Origin of the sequence: Butyrivibrio fibrisolvens, assembly GCF_023206215.1 — a bacterium.
GTDB lineage: Bacteria > Bacillota > Clostridia > Lachnospirales > Lachnospiraceae > Butyrivibrio > Butyrivibrio fibrisolvens_C.
Genome location: NZ_CP065800.1, coordinates 2,342,143 through 2,362,656 on the forward strand (window position 1 = coordinate 2,342,143; position 20,514 = coordinate 2,362,656).

16 protein-coding genes and 2 pseudogenes are annotated in these 20,514 nt (G+C 37.5%); 15 read left to right on the forward strand and 3 right to left on the reverse strand.

Annotated elements, in window-relative coordinates; translation table 11 throughout:
- Nucleotides 1–539 precede the first annotated feature (539 nt).
- Nucleotides 540–1,502 (forward strand): zinc-ribbon domain-containing protein, encoded by a 963-nt coding sequence (locus I7804_RS09640; protein WP_248403145.1) that lies wholly within the window; start codon nt 540–542, stop codon nt 1,500–1,502.
- Nucleotides 1,503–1,672: 170 nt separating this feature from the next.
- Nucleotides 1,673–2,524: a zinc ribbon domain-containing protein gene (locus I7804_RS09645; RefSeq protein WP_248403146.1), complete on the forward strand. Its 852-nt coding sequence runs from the start codon at nt 1,673–1,675 to the stop codon at nt 2,522–2,524.
- A 269-nt stretch (nt 2,525–2,793) separates the two neighbouring features.
- Here the strand turns inward: I7804_RS09645 and I7804_RS09650 are convergent, their stop codons facing one another.
- Nucleotides 2,794–3,126, reverse strand: a complete 333-nt coding sequence (locus tag I7804_RS09650) for a hypothetical protein (protein WP_022752958.1) — start codon at nt 3,124–3,126, stop codon at nt 2,794–2,796.
- 1,164 nt (nt 3,127–4,290) lie between these two features.
- Between I7804_RS09650 and serC the strand changes: the two genes are divergently transcribed.
- From serC to I7804_RS09675, 5 genes and pseudogenes are all read left to right on the forward strand, one after another.
- Nucleotides 4,291–5,373 carry a 3-phosphoserine/phosphohydroxythreonine transaminase gene (gene serC / locus I7804_RS09655; RefSeq protein WP_248403148.1) on the forward strand — a complete coding sequence of 361 codons (1,083 nt, stop codon included), beginning with the start codon at nt 4,291–4,293 and terminating at the stop codon, nt 5,371–5,373.
- A 171-nt stretch (nt 5,374–5,544) separates the two neighbouring features.
- The gene (locus I7804_RS09660; protein WP_022752961.1) at nt 5,545–6,714 is read left to right on the forward strand and encodes a 3-phosphoglycerate dehydrogenase family protein; all 1,170 of its coding nucleotides are present in this window, start codon (nt 5,545–5,547) and stop codon (nt 6,712–6,714) included.
- A 702-nt stretch (nt 6,715–7,416) separates the two neighbouring features.
- Nucleotides 7,417–8,663: pseudogene (locus tag I7804_RS09665) on the forward strand (DUF1015 domain-containing protein).
- A 71-nt stretch (nt 8,664–8,734) separates the two neighbouring features.
- Nucleotides 8,735–10,219 (forward strand): tetratricopeptide repeat protein, encoded by a 1,485-nt coding sequence (locus tag I7804_RS09670; RefSeq protein ID WP_248403149.1) that lies wholly within the window; start codon nt 8,735–8,737, stop codon nt 10,217–10,219.
- Between the two features lie 339 nt (nt 10,220–10,558).
- Nucleotides 10,559–12,412: an AAA family ATPase gene (locus I7804_RS09675; protein ID WP_248403151.1), complete on the forward strand. Its 1,854-nt coding sequence runs from the start codon at nt 10,559–10,561 to the stop codon at nt 12,410–12,412.
- A 105-nt stretch (nt 12,413–12,517) separates the two neighbouring features.
- Here the strand turns inward: I7804_RS09675 and I7804_RS19125 are convergent, their stop codons facing one another.
- Nucleotides 12,518–12,790, reverse strand: a complete 273-nt coding sequence (locus I7804_RS19125; RefSeq protein WP_331477790.1) for a hypothetical protein — start codon at nt 12,788–12,790, stop codon at nt 12,518–12,520.
- Nucleotides 12,791–12,933: 143 nt separating this feature from the next.
- Entirely contained in the window at nt 12,934–13,623 is a 690-nt protein-coding gene (locus I7804_RS19130; protein ID WP_331477791.1) for a PD-(D/E)XK nuclease family transposase, read from the reverse strand.
- A 183-nt stretch (nt 13,624–13,806) separates the two neighbouring features.
- Here I7804_RS19130 and I7804_RS09685 point away from each other — a divergent pair.
- The 8 genes and pseudogenes from I7804_RS09685 to I7804_RS09720 all read left to right on the forward strand — a co-directional run.
- A pseudogene (locus tag I7804_RS09685) lies at nt 13,807–14,244 on the forward strand (ATP-binding protein); the annotation flags it as partial.
- Between the two features lie 314 nt (nt 14,245–14,558).
- On the forward strand, nt 14,559–14,840 hold the full coding sequence (locus tag I7804_RS09690; RefSeq protein WP_248403155.1) for a hypothetical protein: 282 nt from the start codon (nt 14,559–14,561) through the stop codon (nt 14,838–14,840).
- Nucleotides 14,841–15,280: 440 nt separating this feature from the next.
- Nucleotides 15,281–16,189: an ATP-grasp fold amidoligase family protein gene (locus tag I7804_RS09695; protein ID WP_248403157.1), complete on the forward strand. Its 909-nt coding sequence runs from the start codon at nt 15,281–15,283 to the stop codon at nt 16,187–16,189.
- Entirely contained in the window at nt 16,186–16,860 is a 675-nt protein-coding gene (locus tag I7804_RS09700; RefSeq protein WP_248403159.1) for a glycosyltransferase, read from the forward strand. Before I7804_RS09695 ends, I7804_RS09700 begins: the two co-directional genes overlap by 4 nt.
- Nucleotides 16,844–17,335 (forward strand): glycosyltransferase family 4 protein, encoded by a 492-nt coding sequence (locus I7804_RS09705; RefSeq protein ID WP_331477888.1) that lies wholly within the window; start codon nt 16,844–16,846, stop codon nt 17,333–17,335. The genes I7804_RS09700 and I7804_RS09705 overlap by 17 nt, the downstream gene beginning before the upstream one ends.
- Nucleotides 17,336–17,354: 19 nt before the next feature.
- Nucleotides 17,355–18,377, forward strand: coding sequence for an ATP-grasp fold amidoligase family protein (locus I7804_RS09710; RefSeq protein ID WP_248403161.1), 1,023 nt, complete (start codon nt 17,355–17,357; stop codon nt 18,375–18,377).
- Between the two features lies 1 nt (nt 18,378).
- Complete coding sequence (locus I7804_RS09715; protein ID WP_248403163.1) at nt 18,379–19,377, forward strand: ATP-grasp fold amidoligase family protein; 999 nt, start codon at nt 18,379–18,381, stop codon at nt 19,375–19,377.
- A gap of 40 nt (nt 19,378–19,417) precedes the next feature.
- Nucleotides 19,418–20,464 (forward strand): D-alanine--D-alanine ligase family protein, encoded by a 1,047-nt coding sequence (locus I7804_RS09720; protein WP_248403164.1) that lies wholly within the window; start codon nt 19,418–19,420, stop codon nt 20,462–20,464.
- The last annotated feature ends 50 nt before the right edge of the window (nt 20,465–20,514 follow it).

The window sequence follows — 20,514 nt, forward strand, 5'->3', positions numbered from 1 at the left end:
GCACAACGTCCTCGAAGACATCGTGGGGGTATGTACCCTCAAGCATACAGAATACAACTTATTGCCACGCTTTAATCATTTTATAAATTCATGGCATGCTATCTGGATATTTTTATTCTGGGGTATGAAACTCGCTTCGCTCAGACATGCAGACCCCGGGCAGAATAAAAATCTCCATCTAGCATGCTCATGAATTTTATAAAATGATAAAAAGCGTGGCAATAATTTGTATTCTGTATGTTTGAGGGTACATGCCCTACGATGTTTTCGGGGACGTTGCACTGGTTATGTGGGGGCTTTTTTGGGGGTATGGATATACCTTGAATGTTACAATGAAACTATAAATAATATGACTAAATAAAAAGTCAAAATACTATATAACGCGCATTTATATATTATATAAAGTGAAATGTGGTATAATGATATAGGCGTCACATATAATTCTGTAACTTGCCGGATTGCCTTGCTTATAATCCGGTGATGGCGCTAAAGTGATGGTGTTGTTAATCTATTCAAAAACTATTTCGGAGGGTATTAGAATGTTTTGTGGAAATTGTGGAGCACAGGTTCCGGACGGATCTGGCGTATGCCCTAATTGCGGAGCACAGATGGCGCCAAAATCTCGGACTCAGGATCCCGTACAGAGTGCGCAGTATCAGAATAATCAGTATCAGAATCCTCAGGGAGTATCAACAAGCCAGACAGGTGCAGAAGACGGCTCCTCCAAGAAGATAAGTGGTAAGCTTATAGGTATTATATGCGCCTGCGTAGCTGTTGCAGTACTTGCTATTGTTTTAGTGTTTGTTCTTGGTGGTAGTGGCGGACCTAAGGGAGCTTATACGAACGGAGAGTTTATTGCTGTCTTTGAGAAAGGTCGTATGAGCTATACTTTTTCCGGTATGGAGATGTCTTTTAAGTACACCCAGAAGAAAGACCAGATAATCGTTGATCCTGAATCAATGGAGCTTTCAGATAATTTCTGGGAAGTTGTAGCTGATTCTTTAGATATCGATGAGGATGAACTCGAAGACTCTCTTGAAGAAATGGCAGAATACAGTGAGTATGGCGAGGCTTTGTATGATGCATACAAAGATGACGATATGGATGCACTTATAGAGATGTTACTCGAAGAAATGGATGTTGATGAAGATGAGTTTATCTATGTCTATGACAAGAAAGCCAATACTCTGAAGAATAAAGAGACAAAAGAAAAGTTGTTCTATGCACAGCAGTACAAGGAAGGCCCAAGTGGCAAGTATACAAACAAAGATGATGATGACATCACCATGACCTTCAAGAATGGCACTGTTACATATGACAATGATGGTGATGACGAAGAGTTTAGTTACTATGTATATGTCGATAAAAAAGATGTATATGTTCTGTTCTACGGACAGGAATTTGATGAGTCTGATTTCTATGAAGAAACTTATGTGAGCAGTTTTTCATTTAATGCCAAGAAAGATAAGTTTACTATTGGCAGTACAGATTATAAGAAGTGATCATGTTTATATCTGAATAGTTATAATGTGCGGTATAAAGGCATTTAGACTCTGGTGCCTTTATACCGTTTTTTGTGGTTATTATGTAGCGTCGCAGTTGCCTTTGTATGTGATATATGGTAAAGTATGAAAGATTGAAAAAAAGTATTACTCAAATGGAGGAGAAAAGCATGTTTTGTGGAAATTGTGGAACACAGGTACCTGAAGGAGCATCTACATGTCCTAACTGCGGAGCAGCAATGGCACCAAAGTCTCAGGCTCAGCAGATGAATCAGGCACTTCAGAATGCAGGTCAGAGCCTGAATGCAGCAGGAACTAAGGCTAAGGATGTTGTCAAGAAACTTGACAACAAGCAGCTTGGCATGATCGGCGCAGGTATTGTTGCTGTTATCGTAGTTATCTTTATCTTAAAGGCAATCTTTGGAGGAAGTGGATTAAAGGGCACTTACACTAATGGTTATACAACTATGACTTTTGAAGGCAGCAAGATAACATTTAACATGATGGGCGTAGAGTTTACTGCCAAGTACAAGGTTAAAAAGGACAAGATCGTATTAGATTCAAAGTCTATTGCATTTACACAAGAAGCTCTTGATTATTTTGAAGATGAGCTTGATATGGATGAGGATGATATCCAGGATGAGCTTGACGATCTTGTAGATGATATGGAAGATGATCCATCTGCAAGCTACAAGTATGACAAGAAGAAAAAGGTCCTTACTATGGACGGAATAGAATATTACTATGCAGAGAACTATAAGGTAGGACCAAACGGAACATATGTTTCTGATGACGCAGAAGATGTAACACTTACATTCAAGAATGGCGAACTTACATATGATAATGATGGTGATGATGAGACATTATCCTATTATTGCTATGATGATGGCCATGATGTATATGTTGTATTCTATGGCTTAGAGTTCGAAGATTCCGAATTCTATCACACATATTACACATCAAGATTTGAGTTTGATGATGATGAAATTGAGATTAATGATATCACTTTCGAGAAAGAGTGATCTATATTTTAGGAAATGAAAGTTTGAAAGTGTTCCACTTTCAAACCCAAATATACTCTTAAGACATGATAAAAGGATGCCGCTATTGCAAAAAAGCAATCAAGTGGCATCCTTTTTTGTGTGCTTTAGATGCAAATGTTCATTGTAAATGTCATAGCAGCATTACTTGACGAAAGCGCAAAAGCATTGAGCCAGGCAGGAAGTGCATTTTTGAAAAAAGTGGCTGGATTAGTTTTGGCGATGAATACTTAAATTGGTAGTGAATTTTCTTAAACCAGAATGTCGATGTTTTGTCCAATTGTATTGTAGGAGTTTCCTGTTCCTTTGGATCCGTACCCAGTTATGCTGCCATTAAAAGACTTGGCAACTTCATTGAACATAGCACTGGCTTTGGTGGGATCTAGTTTCTTGGTGATCTTCTGAGCATTGGGATATCCGACAGGACTTACAGGGTCAATAGTACCAGATACTTCTGATGGTTTTTGTACAGACTGTGCATATGCAGATGATACCTCGGAATTATTGGTAAGGGCATAATTAAGAGGCTGAGTAAAAGAAACACTGCTATATGCACGCATTGCTTTTATAGCTCCAACTGCCATATTCCTAGTCCTTTCATTTTGAAAAAAGAAACGATATGACGACTATTTCTATAATAACATAACGACAGCAAAAAGCAAGTAGGCATACCTATGACCAGTCAAACTTCGACTGGTGAGTTGGCTTGATCATTGAGTCGCGGTATACTCGAAGACTTTGCCGAGGCTGGCGGAATATAAAACATTGCCGCGCTGTTAATTGTTTTATAAATTCATGGCATGATATCTGAAGCTTTTTATTCTGGGGTCCAAACTCGCTTCGCTCAGACATGTGGACCCCTGGCAGAATAAAAAGCTCCATCTATCACGCTCATGAATTTTATAAAACAATTAAATAGCGCGGCAATGTTTTATATTCCGTCAGTCTCGGCAAAGTTTTCGAGTATACCGCTGCGGCCAAGAGTAAAGCTGAGAACATCCCTTCGACTCTGAAATAACGCGGGTTCAATAAAGAAAGATTAGTGATGGATGATAAGATTGAAAATGATCCGTTTTTAAATTCGGCTTGATGTAGCGAGATTCATTAAGCTTAACTGTTAGTTGTTTGCTTGGCTAGCGGCATTAGATTAAAGGCTGAAGTTTGAAAGTTTTCCACTTTCAAACCCGAATTGATGTAGCGAGATTCCTTAAGCTTAACTGTTAGTTGCTTGGTCTGTGACATGGGGTAAAAATGCATGATTAAGGTGTATTTGGTGCATAAAAATGCATGGATGCAAGCTGTTAGAGAATGCGGGAATGTGCCAAATATCGGTATAAAAAGAATAAGGGTATTGTAAAACGTAAATATAGATTATGATAGAGTGAATTTAATCTGTGTTTTCAAAAGAAAAAATGAAAAAAAATATTGAAAAAATCCTCAAAAATTTGATAGATGCATTGAAAAATATTTGAAAAATTGGTCCCAAAAATAGGCTGATGAGGGGCTGAGATAAATATGTTAAATTGCTGGAAAGTTAGTAACAACAACAAAAACAGGAATTTTCACAGAATAAAATAACAAGTGATAATTTAAGACGAATGTGCAAAATTAATTTTTTAAAAATCAAAATAAATTAATTTTGTGATATTGACATTTTCAGACTAAAGACTAGAATATATTTAACATTTAAATTTTCGCAGATTAAAGCGGCGGAGTGAAAAATAATATATATTCAGGTGGAGGTTGAAATGTCTAGAGTTTACAATTTTTCAGCTGGTCCGGCAGTTCTTCCGGAAGAGGTTCTTTTAGAAGCACAGAGAGAAATGCTTGATTATCATGGATGTGGCATGTCAGTTAATGAGATGAGCCATCGTTCCAAAACTTTTGATTCTATTATCCAGACAGCTGAACAGGACTTGAGAGATCTGTACAACATCCCTGATAACTATAAAGTTCTTTTCCTTCAGGGAGGAGCAAGTCAGCAGTTCGCAGCAATCCCTATGAATCTTATGAAGAATAAGAAGGCAGGTTACATTATCACAGGTCAGTGGGCTAAGAAGGCATGTCAGGAAGCTTCTATCTATGGTGAAGCTGTGCAGCTTGCTTCCAGCGCTGATAAGACATTCTCATATCTTCCGGATTGTTCTGATCTTCCTATCACAGATGATATGGACTATGTATACATCTGCAAGAACAATACGATCTATGGAACACACTTTAACACACTTCCTAATACTAAGGGTAAAGACCTTGTAGCAGACGTATCTTCCTGCTTCCTTTCAGAGCCTGAAGATATCTCCAAGTACGGAATTATCTACGGCGGTGTTCAGAAGAATGTAGGACCTGCAGGTCTTGTTATCTCTATCATCCGTGAGGATCTTATCCGTGATGATGTACTTCCGTTCACACCTACAATGCTCAAGTTTAAGACTCAGGCAGACAATGGTTCTCTTTACAACACACCTAACTGCTGGTCTATCTACATCTGCGGCCTTGTATTCAAATGGCTCAAGGCTCAGGGCGGTCTCGTAGAGATGCAGAAGAGGAATGAAGAGAAGGCCAAGATCCTCTATGACTATCTTGATCAGTCCAAGATGTTCAAGGGAACAGTTCGTGCAGAAGACAGATCTCTTATGAACGTTCCATTTGTAACAGATTCTGAAGAGCTCAATGCCAAGTTTATCAAAGAGGCTACTGCTGAGGGGCTTGTATCACTTAAGGGACACAGAACAGTTGGCGGTATGAGAGCTTCTATCTACAATGCAATGCCTAAGGAAGGTGTTGAGAAGCTTGTTGCATTCATGAATCAGTTCGAGAAGGCTAATGGCTGATTTTTTATAAAACACAGTGAATGATAAGGCATGGTCTGAATTGTTCGAAAGGCCTTATTGCTTTCCGATTCACTGAATCACGAAACATGCAAAAATACATTTTTTGATATATACGGTCAATAAGTCGTTAGATCATATACTTGATGCATTCAGGCATCAGAAAGAGGAGCTATGTACAAATATAAATGTTTAAATCCGATTGCCAAGATCGGTCTTAATAACTTTACAGAGAATTTTGAAGCAACTGATAATGTAGACGATGCAGATGGTATTCTTGTAAGAAGTGCTGTAATGCATGATATGGAGTTCTCAGACAATCTTCTTTGCATTGCAAGAGCAGGTGCAGGCGTTAACAATATCCCACTTGAGAAGTGTGCTGAGAAGGGTATCGTAGTATTTAATACACCAGGAGCTAATGCCAACGGTGTTAAGGAGATGGTAATAGCTGCTATGCTCCTTGCATCACGTGATATCATCGGCGGCGTAGAATGGGTTAAGGCTAATGCCGGAGATCCTGAGATCGCCAAGGTTACAGAGAAAGCTAAGAAGAAATTTGCAGGTAATGAGATCATGGGCAAAAAGCTCGGTATCATCGGACTTGGTGCTATCGGCGTAAGAGTTGCCAATGCTGCTAAGCTTCTTGGAATGGATGTATATGGTTATGATCCATACCTTTCTGTTAATGCTGCATGGAACATGTCTTCAGATGTTCACCATGTAACTAATGTAGATGATATATACTCAAAGTGTGATATTATTACTATTCATGTACCTCTTCTTGAATCTACCAAGGGCATGATCGGTGCAGAAGCTATTGCTAAGATGAAAAAGGGTGTCATCCTTCTTAATCTTGCAAGAGATATTCTGTGCGATGAAGCTGCAGTATTGTCAGGAATCAATTCCGGCAAGATCCGCAAGTATGTAACTGACTTCCCGAATACAACTACCGCAGGTCATGACAACTGTATCGTAATCCCACACCTTGGTGCATCTACAGAAGAGTCTGAAGATAACTGCGCTATCAAGGCTGTTATGGAGATGATGGAGTATCTTGAGAATGGTAACATCTCCAACTCAGTTAACTATCCTGATGTAAACCTTGGTGTATGTGTAAGACCTCGTATTGTAATCTTCCATAAGAATGTTGCTAACATGATCACCAAGTTCACAAGAGAGTTTGGTAATGAAGGCATCAACATCACAGATATGGCTAATAAGTCCAAGGGTGAATATGCATATACGATCATGGATTTCGAAGATGCCATTAAGGATGAAACTGTTAAGAAGCTTCAGGAGATCGAAGGCGTATTCCGCGTAAGAGTAGTTCGTAAGGATCTGTGATATTATATTGCAGACTTTTTCGATAAGCCCTTTGAGGGCTGGAGATAGGTTGATCTATATAGCAATTTATCTCCAACAGACCTAGATTTTAGGTCCGGAGATAACTTAATTTATTGAGTTATCTCCTACAGGCCTGGATTTTAGGCCCAGAGATAACTCGATTTATTGAGTTATCTCTTACAGACCCGGATTTTGGGTCCTTTAACCAACACTGCGATGTACAGGTAATAGCATAGTCCTTAGCATCGGATAGAGGATGTCGCGTTTTGGGCGTGGCATCCTTTTTGTTGCACAAGACCTACAAATTCATTTGCCGGTCGTAAGAACATGGAGCACTAAGTGCGGAATGTTCGTGTGCGAAATCGAGTAGGAGTCAGCCTACTCGATCAGCCGGGGCAGTATTACCAATGGATATGCCGGGACAATCTGTTTATAGATCATTGTTATGTTGTAAAAGAAAATATTAACATACCAAAAAACACATAAAAAATGCCAAATGATACTCAAAATTTGATATCATTGTATATGTGTTTGTTCTTTTAGATTCATATATTCAAACTTCACTGTCCAAGAGGAAAGTTTGAGTCATATATTTTTTCAGTAACAGATCTGAATAAGATATATTTTTAATCATTCAATAACAAGGTGTAGCAGCCGTTTTTTGAAATAGTACACCGGCTACAAAGAGAAGATGAGGTAAATATGGCAACGATAAGACCTTTTAAAGCATTTAGACCTGAAGTATCACTTGCTGCAAGATGCGCAGCACTTCCCTATGATGTATATAATTCCACAGAAGCCAGAAAAGAAGTGGACAAGGAGCCGCTTTCATTTCTTGCGATAGACCGCCCTGAAACTCAGTTTGAAGAGGGGCACGACATGTATGCAGACGATGTGTATCAGAAGGCTCATGATCTTCTATGGCAGCGTATAGGTGATGGGACTTATGTTCAGGACTCTGTTCCATGCTTTTATGTATACGAACAGACTATGAATGGCAGGACACAGACAGGCCTTGTAGGATGTGCAAGTGTTGATGATTATATAAATAATGTGATCAAAAAGCATGAAAATACTCTTGAGAAAAAGAACAGGATCGTATCCGCCATGTCGATAGCTGTAATGCTCAGACGGGGCCTATTTTCCTGGGATATAGGAATAACAAAGAGATAGATAAAACTGTAGAGAAGATAAAGTATACGCAAAGACCTGTTTATGAGTTCACATCAGGTGACGGGACACTTAACAGAGTCTGGGTCTGTGCTGATGAGGATGATGTCGAGAAGATTAGCGATACTTTTGAAACTATAGATTCGATATATATTGCAGATGGTCATCACCGCTGCGCGTCAGCTGTTAAGGTCGCACTAAAAAGGCGCGGGGAGGATCCAAATCCTACGGGTGACAAGGAATATGATTTTTTCCTATCAGTTCTTTTCCCGGAAAATGAGCTCATGATAATGGACTATAACCGTGTGGTTAAGGACTTGAATGGTCTTACAGATCAGGAATTCATGGACAAAATTACGGAAAAGTATGATGTGGAAGAAGCAGGGAGTGATGCTGTTAAGCCTTCCGGCAAATACTATGTATCAATGTACATGAATGATAAGTGGTACAAACTTGTTGCCAAAGAATCCGTGCGCACAGATGATGCGGTGGAGGGACTTGATGTATCAATACTTCAAAATGAGATACTGGGACCTGTTCTTGGAATTAAAGATCCTAAGAATGACTCGAGGATTGACTTTGTAGGTGGAATAAGGGGACTTAAGGAGCTTGAAAGAAGATGCCATGAGGATATGAAGGTGGCATTTGCAATGTATCCTACAGCTATTAGTGAGCTGTTCGCAGTCGCTGATGCAGGAAGACTCATGCCGCCTAAGTCTACATGGTTTGAACCAAAGCTCCTTAGCGGACTGTTCATACATGCATTTGAGGATAATTAAGCGTTTTTAAAGGTTAAGATGTTAGTATAGTAATGAATGGGATAAAAAATACATAAAACAGGGAGAGTTTTTTGAAAAGAAGATCACTACTAATAGTTAGCGTTTTAACATTATCGGTATATATGACTTTTGCAAGCGGATGCGTGCATAAAGACCCTGATATAGGATCGGAAGCTATCGCTATAAATCCGGATGGTTCGCCAAAAGATGTAAGTGATGCTGCAGGCAGTGCATCAACACTAGAAGAACCCTTGCAGGATCCTTATGAGTATCTGGATCCTGCGCTGGAGATTCTTAGCTGGAGATGCGTCAACGATGTGGCTGCAGGCAAAGCTATCGAGTATATCGATAAGGCGATAGAGATAGATGATGGCCTTACAGATGCTTATAAGGCCAGAGGCAGTGCCTATCTGTGTCTTGGAGATAGCATAGAGCATTTTGACAGCGCAGAAGCTGATTTTATCAAGTTGCAGGAATTAGATCCTGATAATCCGGATGGCTATCTGGGCCAGGCAGAGGTTCTTATTAGAAAAGGGCATAAGGATGAAGCAATAGAGCTTCTTAATAAGGCCAATGAACTGCTTAAAGCCCAGAAACAAAGTAATGCTGGTGCAACAGGCGCGGGTTCAGCGACTGGAGGAAGCTTGGCTGCAACATCAAATGATTCATCTGAGAATTCATCGGGAGAGGATAGTTCCGGCTTGGAAGGGGCATCTGATGAAAAAACTTCTGATGAAGAACTTTCTATGCAAGAATCAGGTGACGTATCGGAATCTGCTGCCAAAGATGGCGCAGCAGGCAATGGAGATGGTGAAACTGGTAATTCTGAAGATACCGTGGAATCATCTGATGATGCAGAAGAGGAAGACTATGATTCGGATTTAGATGATGAATCTGGTGACAGCCATTCTGCAGATAATGATGAAGACTCATCTTCAGAAACTGATAATAGTGAATATGCTGATAATAAAGCGGCGCGTTATAATTCAGGAATAGCTGAGATCTTCATGACAAGCGAAGATGACATACAAAGAAGAATAGATGAACTTATGTCTGATACATACTCGGACAGCACAGGAAGAGTCAGATATAAAACTGTATACGGTCAGGACGGCGCAGTAGCATCAGCTTTGTTTTATGCCTGTTATCAGTATGGCGAGTATGAACCGGATATCATAGTGTCCTACAACGCAGAGGGAACTATGGTGGCTTGCGCTTTTAACTTCTATGAAGGAACAAAACAGTATGTATACGGAATGTATACCAGCTCTGACACGTGGAATGTATGTATCCCTATGTGGTCCGAAGATGGCACCATGACCGGAATAGAAACTATTTATGGCGGAAGCGTCATAGCATATGACATGTATCTGTATGATGCAGAAGGCAACATGGCAGGATGTGAGCAGTACAATTCTTCCAAGAATCTTGAAAGCACAGTATATTTTGACGGATACTCTGCAGAAAGCGTAGAAGGCGGCGGAGAAGGAGTCACTGGAACTGCGGCGTATACTATAGAGGAAGTATATGATCTGCTGGCGCAGTTTGTAGAGTAAAAATAGCAATGGATTATAGCTATAATATATAATCTATCAATTTCACTTAGTTTTCTTTTATATAAAATGAAACGGTCTGCTTCGGCAGACCGTTTAAAATATATTATCTAAGTAATCTGGATTCTAATTCTTTGATTCTTAATTGGAGATCAATGGTGGCAGCATCTTTCATAGATATAGCAGCATCTTTCTCGGATATGGCAGCTTTAGCCTCATCAAGCTGTACTTTAGTCCCATCAAGCAGCCTTAAAGCAACCCTGTAGCAACTCCATAGCAGAGTTGATGGGGTTGCTTTAGGGCTGCCTTTGGATTAAAATAAAAATATGGAGGAACTGCCATATGTATGAAAACAGACGCGACATAAAGATTGAAAATGCAATAGAAAAATTACCTAAGGGTAATATTACATATAAGACTATTCGAGGCAAGCGCAGGATGTATCTTCAATGGTATGAAGATGGCGTTAAGAAGAGTTCTTATGTCAAAAAAGCTGAAGAAGAAGATGTTATATACAAAGTTAAGAGACGTAAAGAATTAGAGAAAATCCTTAAGAGCACTTTGATAAATGATTATGAGGATACCGAACTAACGTCCCAGATGAATACAGCAAGTACTTTGTATTTAAGCGATATAGAGAAGGTGAATACAGGTGCTTTTTATGAAATGCGAGTAGTGATGGGAAGTTCACTTGAATCTATGTACAAAGGTGTTGGCAAGTTCGGACATAGAGAATGTTTTGACTTATTAGAGAAGTTTATACAAAATGACTTTTATGGTAAGGTTTGCCTTGTATATGGACTAAGACGTACAGGAAAAACTACTCTTGTATTGCAGGCTATATCTAAACTCCCTTTAAATCAAACTGCTTATATCAAAGCGCTTACAACAGATACAATGGCAATGCTCAACAGAGATCTTAGGAAGTTAGAATTATCTGGTATCAAATACGTTTTTATAGATGAAGTCACACTTATAAGTGATTTTATTGATTCAGCATCCATATTGTCTGATGTCTATGCAATGACTGGCATGAAGATCATTCTCTCCGGAACGGATTCACTGGGACTTCTGCTATCTACAGATGATGAGCTATATGACAGATCTTATACTATTCATACTACGTTTATCCCTTTTAGAGAGTATTCACAGCTCCTTGGCATAGACGATATAGATGAATACATTAGATACGGAGGCACTTTTAAAGCTGGCGAGACACACTTTGAAGATGATCTTTTGGACGAAGAAGCTTCCTTTAGGGATGATGAAACAGCCCGAAGATATATTGATACTGCTATAGCAAGGAATATTCAGCACAGCCTTGCCTGCTATAGATCAGGCGGACATTTCAGACATCTTCTTGACTTGTATGAATGCGGAGAATTAACAGGCGCTATCAATCGAATAATCGAGGATATGAATCACCGTTTTTTAATAGCTGTTTTGGAAAAAGATTTTGTATCGCATGATCTTGGCTCTGCCAGACAGATGGATAGGAAGAAAAAAGCCAAGGAAGGTAAAGAAAGTGTTCTGGATTATATTGATGAGAAGGCGGTTGTTAATAGACTTAGGGAAATACTTGATATTAAAAATAGCGATGAGCGCAGTGTCAAGATCAGCAAAGACCATATAGCGCAGATCAAAGAATATCTGTTCTTGCTGGATCTGATAATAGATTGTCCAAGTGAATCTATTGAAGGCAGTACGCCTGAAGAGAGAATTCTGTTCACTCAACCAGGTATGCGGTATTGTCAGGCTCAGGCACTCGTATTTTCACTTATGAAGGATGAGCTTTTTAATATGCTCCCGGCAAGGGAAAAAGGAGAAGTGTGCAATAAAATATTAGAAGATGTCAAAGGACGTATGCTAGAGGAGATAGTCTTGTTGGAAACTATAAAGACACTTCCAAAAGGTAAGAGAGCGTTTAAACTCAGCTTCCCTATTGGTGAATTCGATATGGTCGTGATAGATGAAAGAGAATATACTATTAAACTATATGAAATAAAACATTCTGATACGATCGATCCTCATCAGTACAGATATCTTATAAATGAAGAGATGTGCAGTAAAGCAGAATTTAAATATGGCACAATAACAGAGAAGGTAGTGCTGTACAGGGGAGAAGAGAAAGAAGTCTGTGGAATACATTATTACAATGTTGAAGAATATCTAAAAAGTATAGTGCGAAAATCATGATAAGAGGTACGATAGGGGTATAAAGAAACGGTCTGCTTCGGCAGACCGTTTTGAATAAACTGTATACAATGAAACGGTCTGCATTGGCAGACCGTTTTTACTTTTTTATTTTGATAATCTGGATTCTAATGCCTTGATCTTTAATTGAAGCTCAGCGATGGTAGCATCTTTCATAGATATAGCAGCATTTTTCTCAGATATGGTAGCGTTAGCCTCATCGAGTTGACCTTTTGTCTCATCGAGTTGACCTTTTGTCTCATCGAGTTGATCTTTTGTCTCATCGAGTTGACCTTTTGTCTCATCGAGCTGATCCTGAAGCTCATCAATCATATATATAACTGTATTATGATCCAGTTCTTGGAGTTCTTTGGAAAACATCTGCATCACCTCTTCCACATTGAGACATATATCATAAAGGTCCTGATACATTGGCTTGAAATCCGGATACTTCTCTATCAGAGTACTGATATACTCAATATCATCGCACCCAAGAAATGTGAGCCAGGCATCGAAGTCATCTTTTATACCTTCATTATGGAGTCTATCCTTAAAAATATCAATAGGAATAAAAATACAGTTAGGGGGCTTTTTAGCTCTAAACTGGAATCAGATCTATGCCTGAAGGTGTGCATCAGAACGTTAGGATAATTCTTGAAGTCCGATGGACTTGATTCCATGAATATGATGGTATAGACAGGTGGCACGTCTTTATAATTAAATTTCTTGCTGGAATCCTTACACTTCGTCTTGATGCGTTTGTACTGACGCATCAGAAGATCTGCCATGTAGCAAGAAGCCCTTTCGCCGGCGAATTTGTAGCCGATTTTTTGAACTTCTATATTGGCGATTGTCCCATCTTCAAGTTCTACGACTATGTCAGTGATGACAAGAGATGCTTCGTCGCCTAATCTGTTGTTATCATTAGCAAGCTGATGCTTTACAGTTACCTTCTGAGACAGAATAACAGAAAGAAGCCATGATAATCTCTCGGGTTTTGTCTCCGGATTCAGGATTTCCTTAAAATAGCTGTCATAGAGCATCTTAACCCCCTTGGATCCAGTGCAGATATCAAGAAACAGATCTTGATGTTCGGTAGTCCACGAATCGAAGATAGTACTAAGCTTAGGTGACCTCCTTATCTCCGTAAGTATCTCTTCACGTGTCCTAATGACAGGAAAATAGTGCTTTAAACTTTGGTATTTACTTTGCATACAGTTTCCTTCCTTGTAAAAAATATAGTTCCAGTTCTACCTAACGGTTAGTGGAATACTGGCGAGAACTCGCCATGACAGCCAAATGACTGTGATAACAGTGCTCTAGATGTGAACACAAAGGATATTTTAGCATATATTGGCAGTGATGTACAGAATAAAAAATAAGTATCTTACGCAGAAAATGCTTATCTTCTGTTTAGAAACAGAAATTATGTCTCTAAGTTTGCGGAAAAAGAGATTACTCCAAGGTTTTATTTTTATGATAATGGTCTCTTGTCATTGTTTCTGGTAGATAAGCCATCTGCATTTTTGGAAAATGCAGTAGCAGTATACTTAAAGCGCAGATATGGTGAAGAAGTTTATTATTATAAATCCTCTAAAACAGGAATAGATATTGATTTCTTCCTTCCTGATGAAAACTGTGCTATTCAGGTTGCATACAGTTTAGAAGCAGCAGAAGATAGAGAAACAAAAAGTCTTACCTCTTTCGCTGAAAAAACTATAGGAGTGCAGCGACTTATAATAGTGACTAATGAGGAAGAACGAACAATTACCAAAGATGGTCGTACGATTGAAGTAATACCTGCTTATAAATTTATATTGGGGAAAGCAATCTGAACGAGCAAGCATAATCTAAGATCTCGTCCAGTCTTCCATCTGCTTTATTAAGAGCAGATTCAGCCAAGCTAGCAGCTTTTTATCATCGACAGCGCCATGCTTTTAACCTCTTTTTTATTTAGGAAAGATTTCATAAAGATTTCACACAAGAAGTAAAAATAAGCAGCCCTTAAAGCAATCCCAAAGCAACCCTTATGTAAAACATTAGAGTTGCTTTAGGGTTGCCTTGGGGCTGCTTTTCCATATTTATAGACGAAGTCACACTTATAAGCGAGTTAATTGATTCGGCATCCATATTGTCGGATGTCTATGCTATGACAGGTATGAAGATCATTCTTTCAGGAACGGATTCCCTGGGACTTCTGTTATCAACAGACGACGAGCTATATGACAGATCTTATACTATTCATATTATGTTAATACCATTTAGAGACAATGAAACAGTCAGAAGATATATTGATACAGCTATTACAAGGAATATTCAGCATAGGCTTGCATGTTACAGATCAGATAAACATTTCAGACATCTTATAGATCTGTATGAAAATGGAGAGTTGACAGGTGCTATCAATAGAATAATTGAGCAAGAAATGTGAGCCAGTCATCGAAATCGCTATTTATACTTTCATTATGGAGTCTATTCCTAAAAATATTAATAGGAATAATAATATAAACGTAAAACTCAGTATAAACAGGTAGCAAGAATTGTATTTTTGATAAAAAGATATGTGAAGTATCAGAATAATTTGATAAGATATTATAAATATACTATAATTAGTTTAGATATTCACACTATAAGGATAAAGTAAATCTGTGCTATAAGTGAAATGCAGTAATGCTAGCCTATCTATTTTAGGAAAAGATCTAAGTACCATCTATGTTCTCAGTTTGGATATATTCCGAAGCATCAGTAATTATTTATTTTAGTCCAAGTAATAAAAATGTTATTAAGACACTAATATTTGACAAAGTAGATGTATCAAACATAATATACACTCGTTTTACTATAATCAGAAAACTCGAGCTTGATAACAATATGAATAATAAAGTAAATGGAGAGCTAGTTAGAATAAAAGAAGGAATATTACGTTTTTCATCCGAGATTTCTCCGGAGTTAAATACTCAATTAAGATTTCTGGATATGTATGGTCATACTATTGACCTTAAAAATCCGAAATCCTTTTCTGAGAAAATATCCTGGCTTAAGATAAATGAATATTCAAAAAGCGACTTAGTCGCGAAATGCTCTGATAAATATACAGTTAGGGATTATGTGATAAAGTGCGGTCTTGGTACGTGCCTTAATGAACTAATAGGAGCTTATAAAAACGTTACTGATGTTCCGTGGGAAGATTTACCAGATTCGTTTGTTTTGAAATGGAATTTTGGTAGTGGCTATAATTTCATCTGTCCTGATAAGACTAAAGTAGACCTGTGGCAAAAAGCAGACCTGTTAAATGAATGGGGGAAAAAGAAGTATTGGAGAGTGTACTCTGAATTGCAATACAAAAACAGATCTAAGTATTTATTGTGTGAGAAGTATCTCCTTCCTGCTCGAGGACATAGTTTACTGGATTATAAAATTTATTGTTTTTCTGGATTACCAAAGGCAATTTTAATAATAGATAGAGAAGATTCGGAACAGATAAAAGCGTCTTTTATGACAGTTGAGTGGGATAAAATTGAAGGAAAACTTGAGAGATACAAAAGCTTTGAGAACCCTGAAAAGCCTATTAATCTTAAGCAGATGGTTGAAGCCGCATCGATACTTAGCAAAGGATTTCCTTTTGTGAGAGTGGATTTTTACGATACAGATCATGGGGCAATTTTCGGGGAGATGACATTTACTCCGCATGGTGGAATCTATCCATCTGAGACACCTAGAGAAGTAATGGACATGGGTGAGCTTTTGATAATCGATAATTATCTAAGGAATAGACAATGAATATATTATTCTTTTCTGCTGATAATGATGCATCTTCTGGAGCATTTTTGAGTATGGCAACTTTGTGTGAGTCGTTAAATATGTTCAATGTATCATCGACTGTTATCCTTCCGTGTAAAGGAGATGGTCAGCGAATACTTAGTCAAAAAGGCATTAATTATAAATATATCAAATCATTTAATTGGGTGTATTCAGTGGAACAGCAAAAAGATTCTTTAGCAGCAATTAAAGTTCCAGTAAAGAAATTACTAAATTTCATTTCAATTACTAAAGTTTTCTATTTTATAAAAAAACACAAAATTGATATAGTCCACATAAATGCCAGTGATACATACATTGGCGCTTATGCTGCAAAAATGTGTAAGGTGCCACTGATATGGCATGTGAGAGAGTTCATAACCGAGGATCATGGAGCGCAGTTTTGGGATGAAAAAAGAAGTTATAACACAATTTGTAGTGCAGATTACGTGATACCTGTATCAAATGCAGTTGCTAATAAGATTCGCTTATATAACAATAAGGCTTCAATACGTGTAATATACAACGGAATAGATCCTAAATTATTCAGTAATAACAGAAAAATCTTAGAAAAAAAAATTAACGACAATTTCTATTGTAGGACGTATATGCGATGGGAAAGGACAAAAGGAATTTATAGATGCAATCGCTGATTTAAGAAGAAAAATGGATATAAAGGCTTTTATTATTGGTAGAGGTATACAAGACTATGTTAGTTATTTGAAAGAGTATGCAAAAAATAAAGGCCTTGAGAACACTCTTGAATTCGTAGGTTATGTTGAGAATGTTCAAGATTGGTATTTGAAATCAGACATTGTAGTAATGGCTTCCAGAGCAGAAGCATTTGGGAGAGTTACAGTTGAAGCTATGATGAGTGGGTGCTTAGTTGTAGGGGCAGATAGTGGAGGAACATCTGAGATTATTACTGATGGGATAACTGGAATTCTATATGTTGCAGGTGTTAAAGACGATTTGCAAAACAAAGTGGAATATGCAGTAAGAAATAAAGAATCATCAAGACGCATCGCTGAAAACGGAAGAGTAATTGCTGAAGTAAATTATTCTACGTCAAAAAATGTTAATGAAATTTTTAATGTATACAATAATGCTTTGGGTAAGTCATCTTAATGAAAGGACAAATAAGATAATGGGATTAAAGCAGTTCATAGTTAATCGGATACGTAGAGGATTTTCAATTAAAGTCGGAAGCAGAAGCATACTCATAAATGTTAAAAGGAATAAAAAAAGCAAAGCTGAGCATAGTGCATTTAGGGAGGCAAGGTTTCGAAATGATTTCCGCTTTAATTTTTTTCTTGACGATAACCTTGATGAGTCAGTAAAAAGGATTATCATATCACAATTATTCTATCAGAATGTTGGCTACTACCCAAATATCGACAGCCCTAAAACTTTTTCAGAAAAAGTACTGTGGCTTAAATTGTACTATGACAATCCTTTGATAAAGAGGGCGTGTGACAAGGTTGAGATGAAGAAATACGTAGAGGAAGTGTTGGGACCAGGGCATACAGTTCCTTTACTAGAAGTTTATTCTTCAGTATTTGACATTGATTTAGATAGATTGCCAAATAGTTTTGTTTTAAAAGTAAACTGGGCATCTGGGTTCAATATAATAGTTAAAGATAAGCAAAATACAGACATAGATTATATTAGAGCAGCTTTAGAACGGTGGACTTTGCCGTGGAATAATAGCTACTATGGCTCTTTTAATAGAGGGTATAAAGCAGTTAAACCCACTATTTTTGCTGAGAAATACTTAGAACTTTCCGACCCGGCCATAGAATATAAAGCCTTCTGCATAAATGGCAAAATGAGGTTCTGTCTTTTGGAGATTGATTATTTTGGAAAGAATCCTAAACGAGCATACTATGATGCTAATGGCGAAGAAGTACCATTTCAGTTTGGAAATATTCCCAAAGTAGAATTGGACAAACTGCCAGAAAATTATAGAAAGATGATTAATATGGCTGAAAAACTAGCTGAACCATTTCCGTATGTCCGCGTAGACTTTTACGAAAGTAATGGGAAACTGTATGTTGGTGAATTGACTTTTTATTCAGGAAGTGGGTTCAGCGTGTTAAAGCCGGAAGAATGGGACAAAATATTAGGTGAAGAACTTGACATCAGTTCATATATGATTAATGGAGGATAATTTGAAAAAAAGAGTGTTTGATATCATCAAGCATATATTTAATTATATGGGATTTGAAATCACTAGAAAAAAGTGCGTTCAAAAAAGCAACAAACTGCCGTTTTCACAGACAATATATGTTCCAAGATGGAGATTGAAAAATTACTATGCATTGAAAGAGTTTGGAGAACCTATTAAGAGGTGGTTTATTGAACAGAAATACTATTATTGTTTGGGAGAGTTCCCAGATTTAGATAACCCAAAGACATTCAATGAGAAAATACATTGGCTGAATCTGCATTATCATAATCCATTAATAACAAAATGTTGCGATAAGTATGAAATGAAAACATACGTTAAGGAAAGAATAGGAGAAGGTTATACCATAGATGTAATTAAGAAATACGATAGCCCTTCTGAAATATCATTTGCTGAACTTCCGGATAAGTTTGCTATTAAAGTTAACTGGGGAGATGGCCCTGAGTTTTCTGAAGTTGTTGAAAATAAAGCGGCTGCAAATGAGGCGAGGATTAAAGCAAAAATGAGTAATGCTATTCAGCCATGGAATAATTTGTTTTATTCACATTTCTTTTGGGGATATCAAAATGTCAATCCGTGTATTTTTGTTGAAAAGTATATTGAACATGGTTCAGAGGATATAGTGGATTATAAAATTCATTGTTTTAATGGTACTCCCAAAATAGTTTTAGTGTGTGAGAATCGAACCGCCGCAAAAATGAACAAAACATTTCTAGATATGGAATGGAATGTTCTACCTTGCTATAGAGAAGATGGTGAAGTGAACCCTAATGTAATAAAACCTAATAATTTTGACGAGATGATAGATGTTGCTAAGAAGCTATCTGCACCTTTCCCATTTGTAAGAATAGATCTGTATAACAACAATTCAAGGATTTGCGTTGGTGAGATGACATTCCATCCGGGGTGTGGCTTTGAAAAATTTATTCCTGATGAATGGAATAGAATTGTTGGAGATATGTTGGTTCTACCAGAAATATAGAAGTAGACTCTAATATAGTATATTTGAATGGAGGAATAGAATGCGTGTGGTTGTTCTTGCAGGAGGAACTAGTACAGAGCGAGAGGTTTCGATTATTTCCGGTAAAGAGATATATAATGCTCTGAAAAGAAAAGGTCATAAAGTCATTTTATTAGATGTATCTACTGGAGTAAGTTTTGACAAAGATCTAACCGTGAATTGTGATTTTAAAACGTTGTTTGATCGGGATATTAACTGGGAATATGTTATAGATCAGACTTGTTATAACGGGGACAATAATTATAATGCTGTTGGCTATTTTGGGAGCAATGTTCTTTCAATATGTCAAGAAGCAGATATTGTATTTATCGCTCTTCATGGCGAAAATGGTGAGAATGGTAAAATACAGGCCTGTTTTGATTTGTTGGGGATAAAGTATACAGGAACAGATTATATTAGTTCTGCATTGTCTATGGATAAAGGGATAACAAAGGATATTTTTTTAAGTAATGGCATTATGTCTCCAGAAGGCTTTCGCTTGAAAAAGGAATATTTAGAGCGGATAGACGTAATTCAAAAAATGATTTTTGATAATAATGTTGGCTTTCCGTGTGTTGTAAAGACTTCATGTGGTGGAAGTAGCATAGGCGTAACTATTGTGCAAAAATCTTCTGACTTGATTGAAGCAGTTTCAGAGACTTTTAAATATGGGGATGAAATAATCATTGAACGTTTTATTCCCGGCAGAGAGTTTTCAATTGGAGTTATAGAAGGAGATGCACTTCCTATAGTTGAAATAGAACCTAAAGAAGGTTTCTATGATTATACAAATAAATACAAAGCTGGTGCTACAGTTGAAACCTGTCCTGCAAATCTTGATACCTGTAGTTCAGAGAAAATGAAGGAAATAGCACAAAAGGCATTCGCCGCTCTTCGTCTAAAAAAATATGCAAGATTTGATTTTAGAATGGAGGCTAATACAGGAACAATATATTGCTTAGAAGGTAATACCCTGCCAGGAATGACGCCAACTTCACTTATACCTCAAGAAGCACAGGCCGTGGGAATAACCTTTGATGACCTATGTGAGAAAATCATGAGTTTATAAAAGATTGCTGATCCTGATTATAATCACTTTAGATTTATGGATTTTGAAAG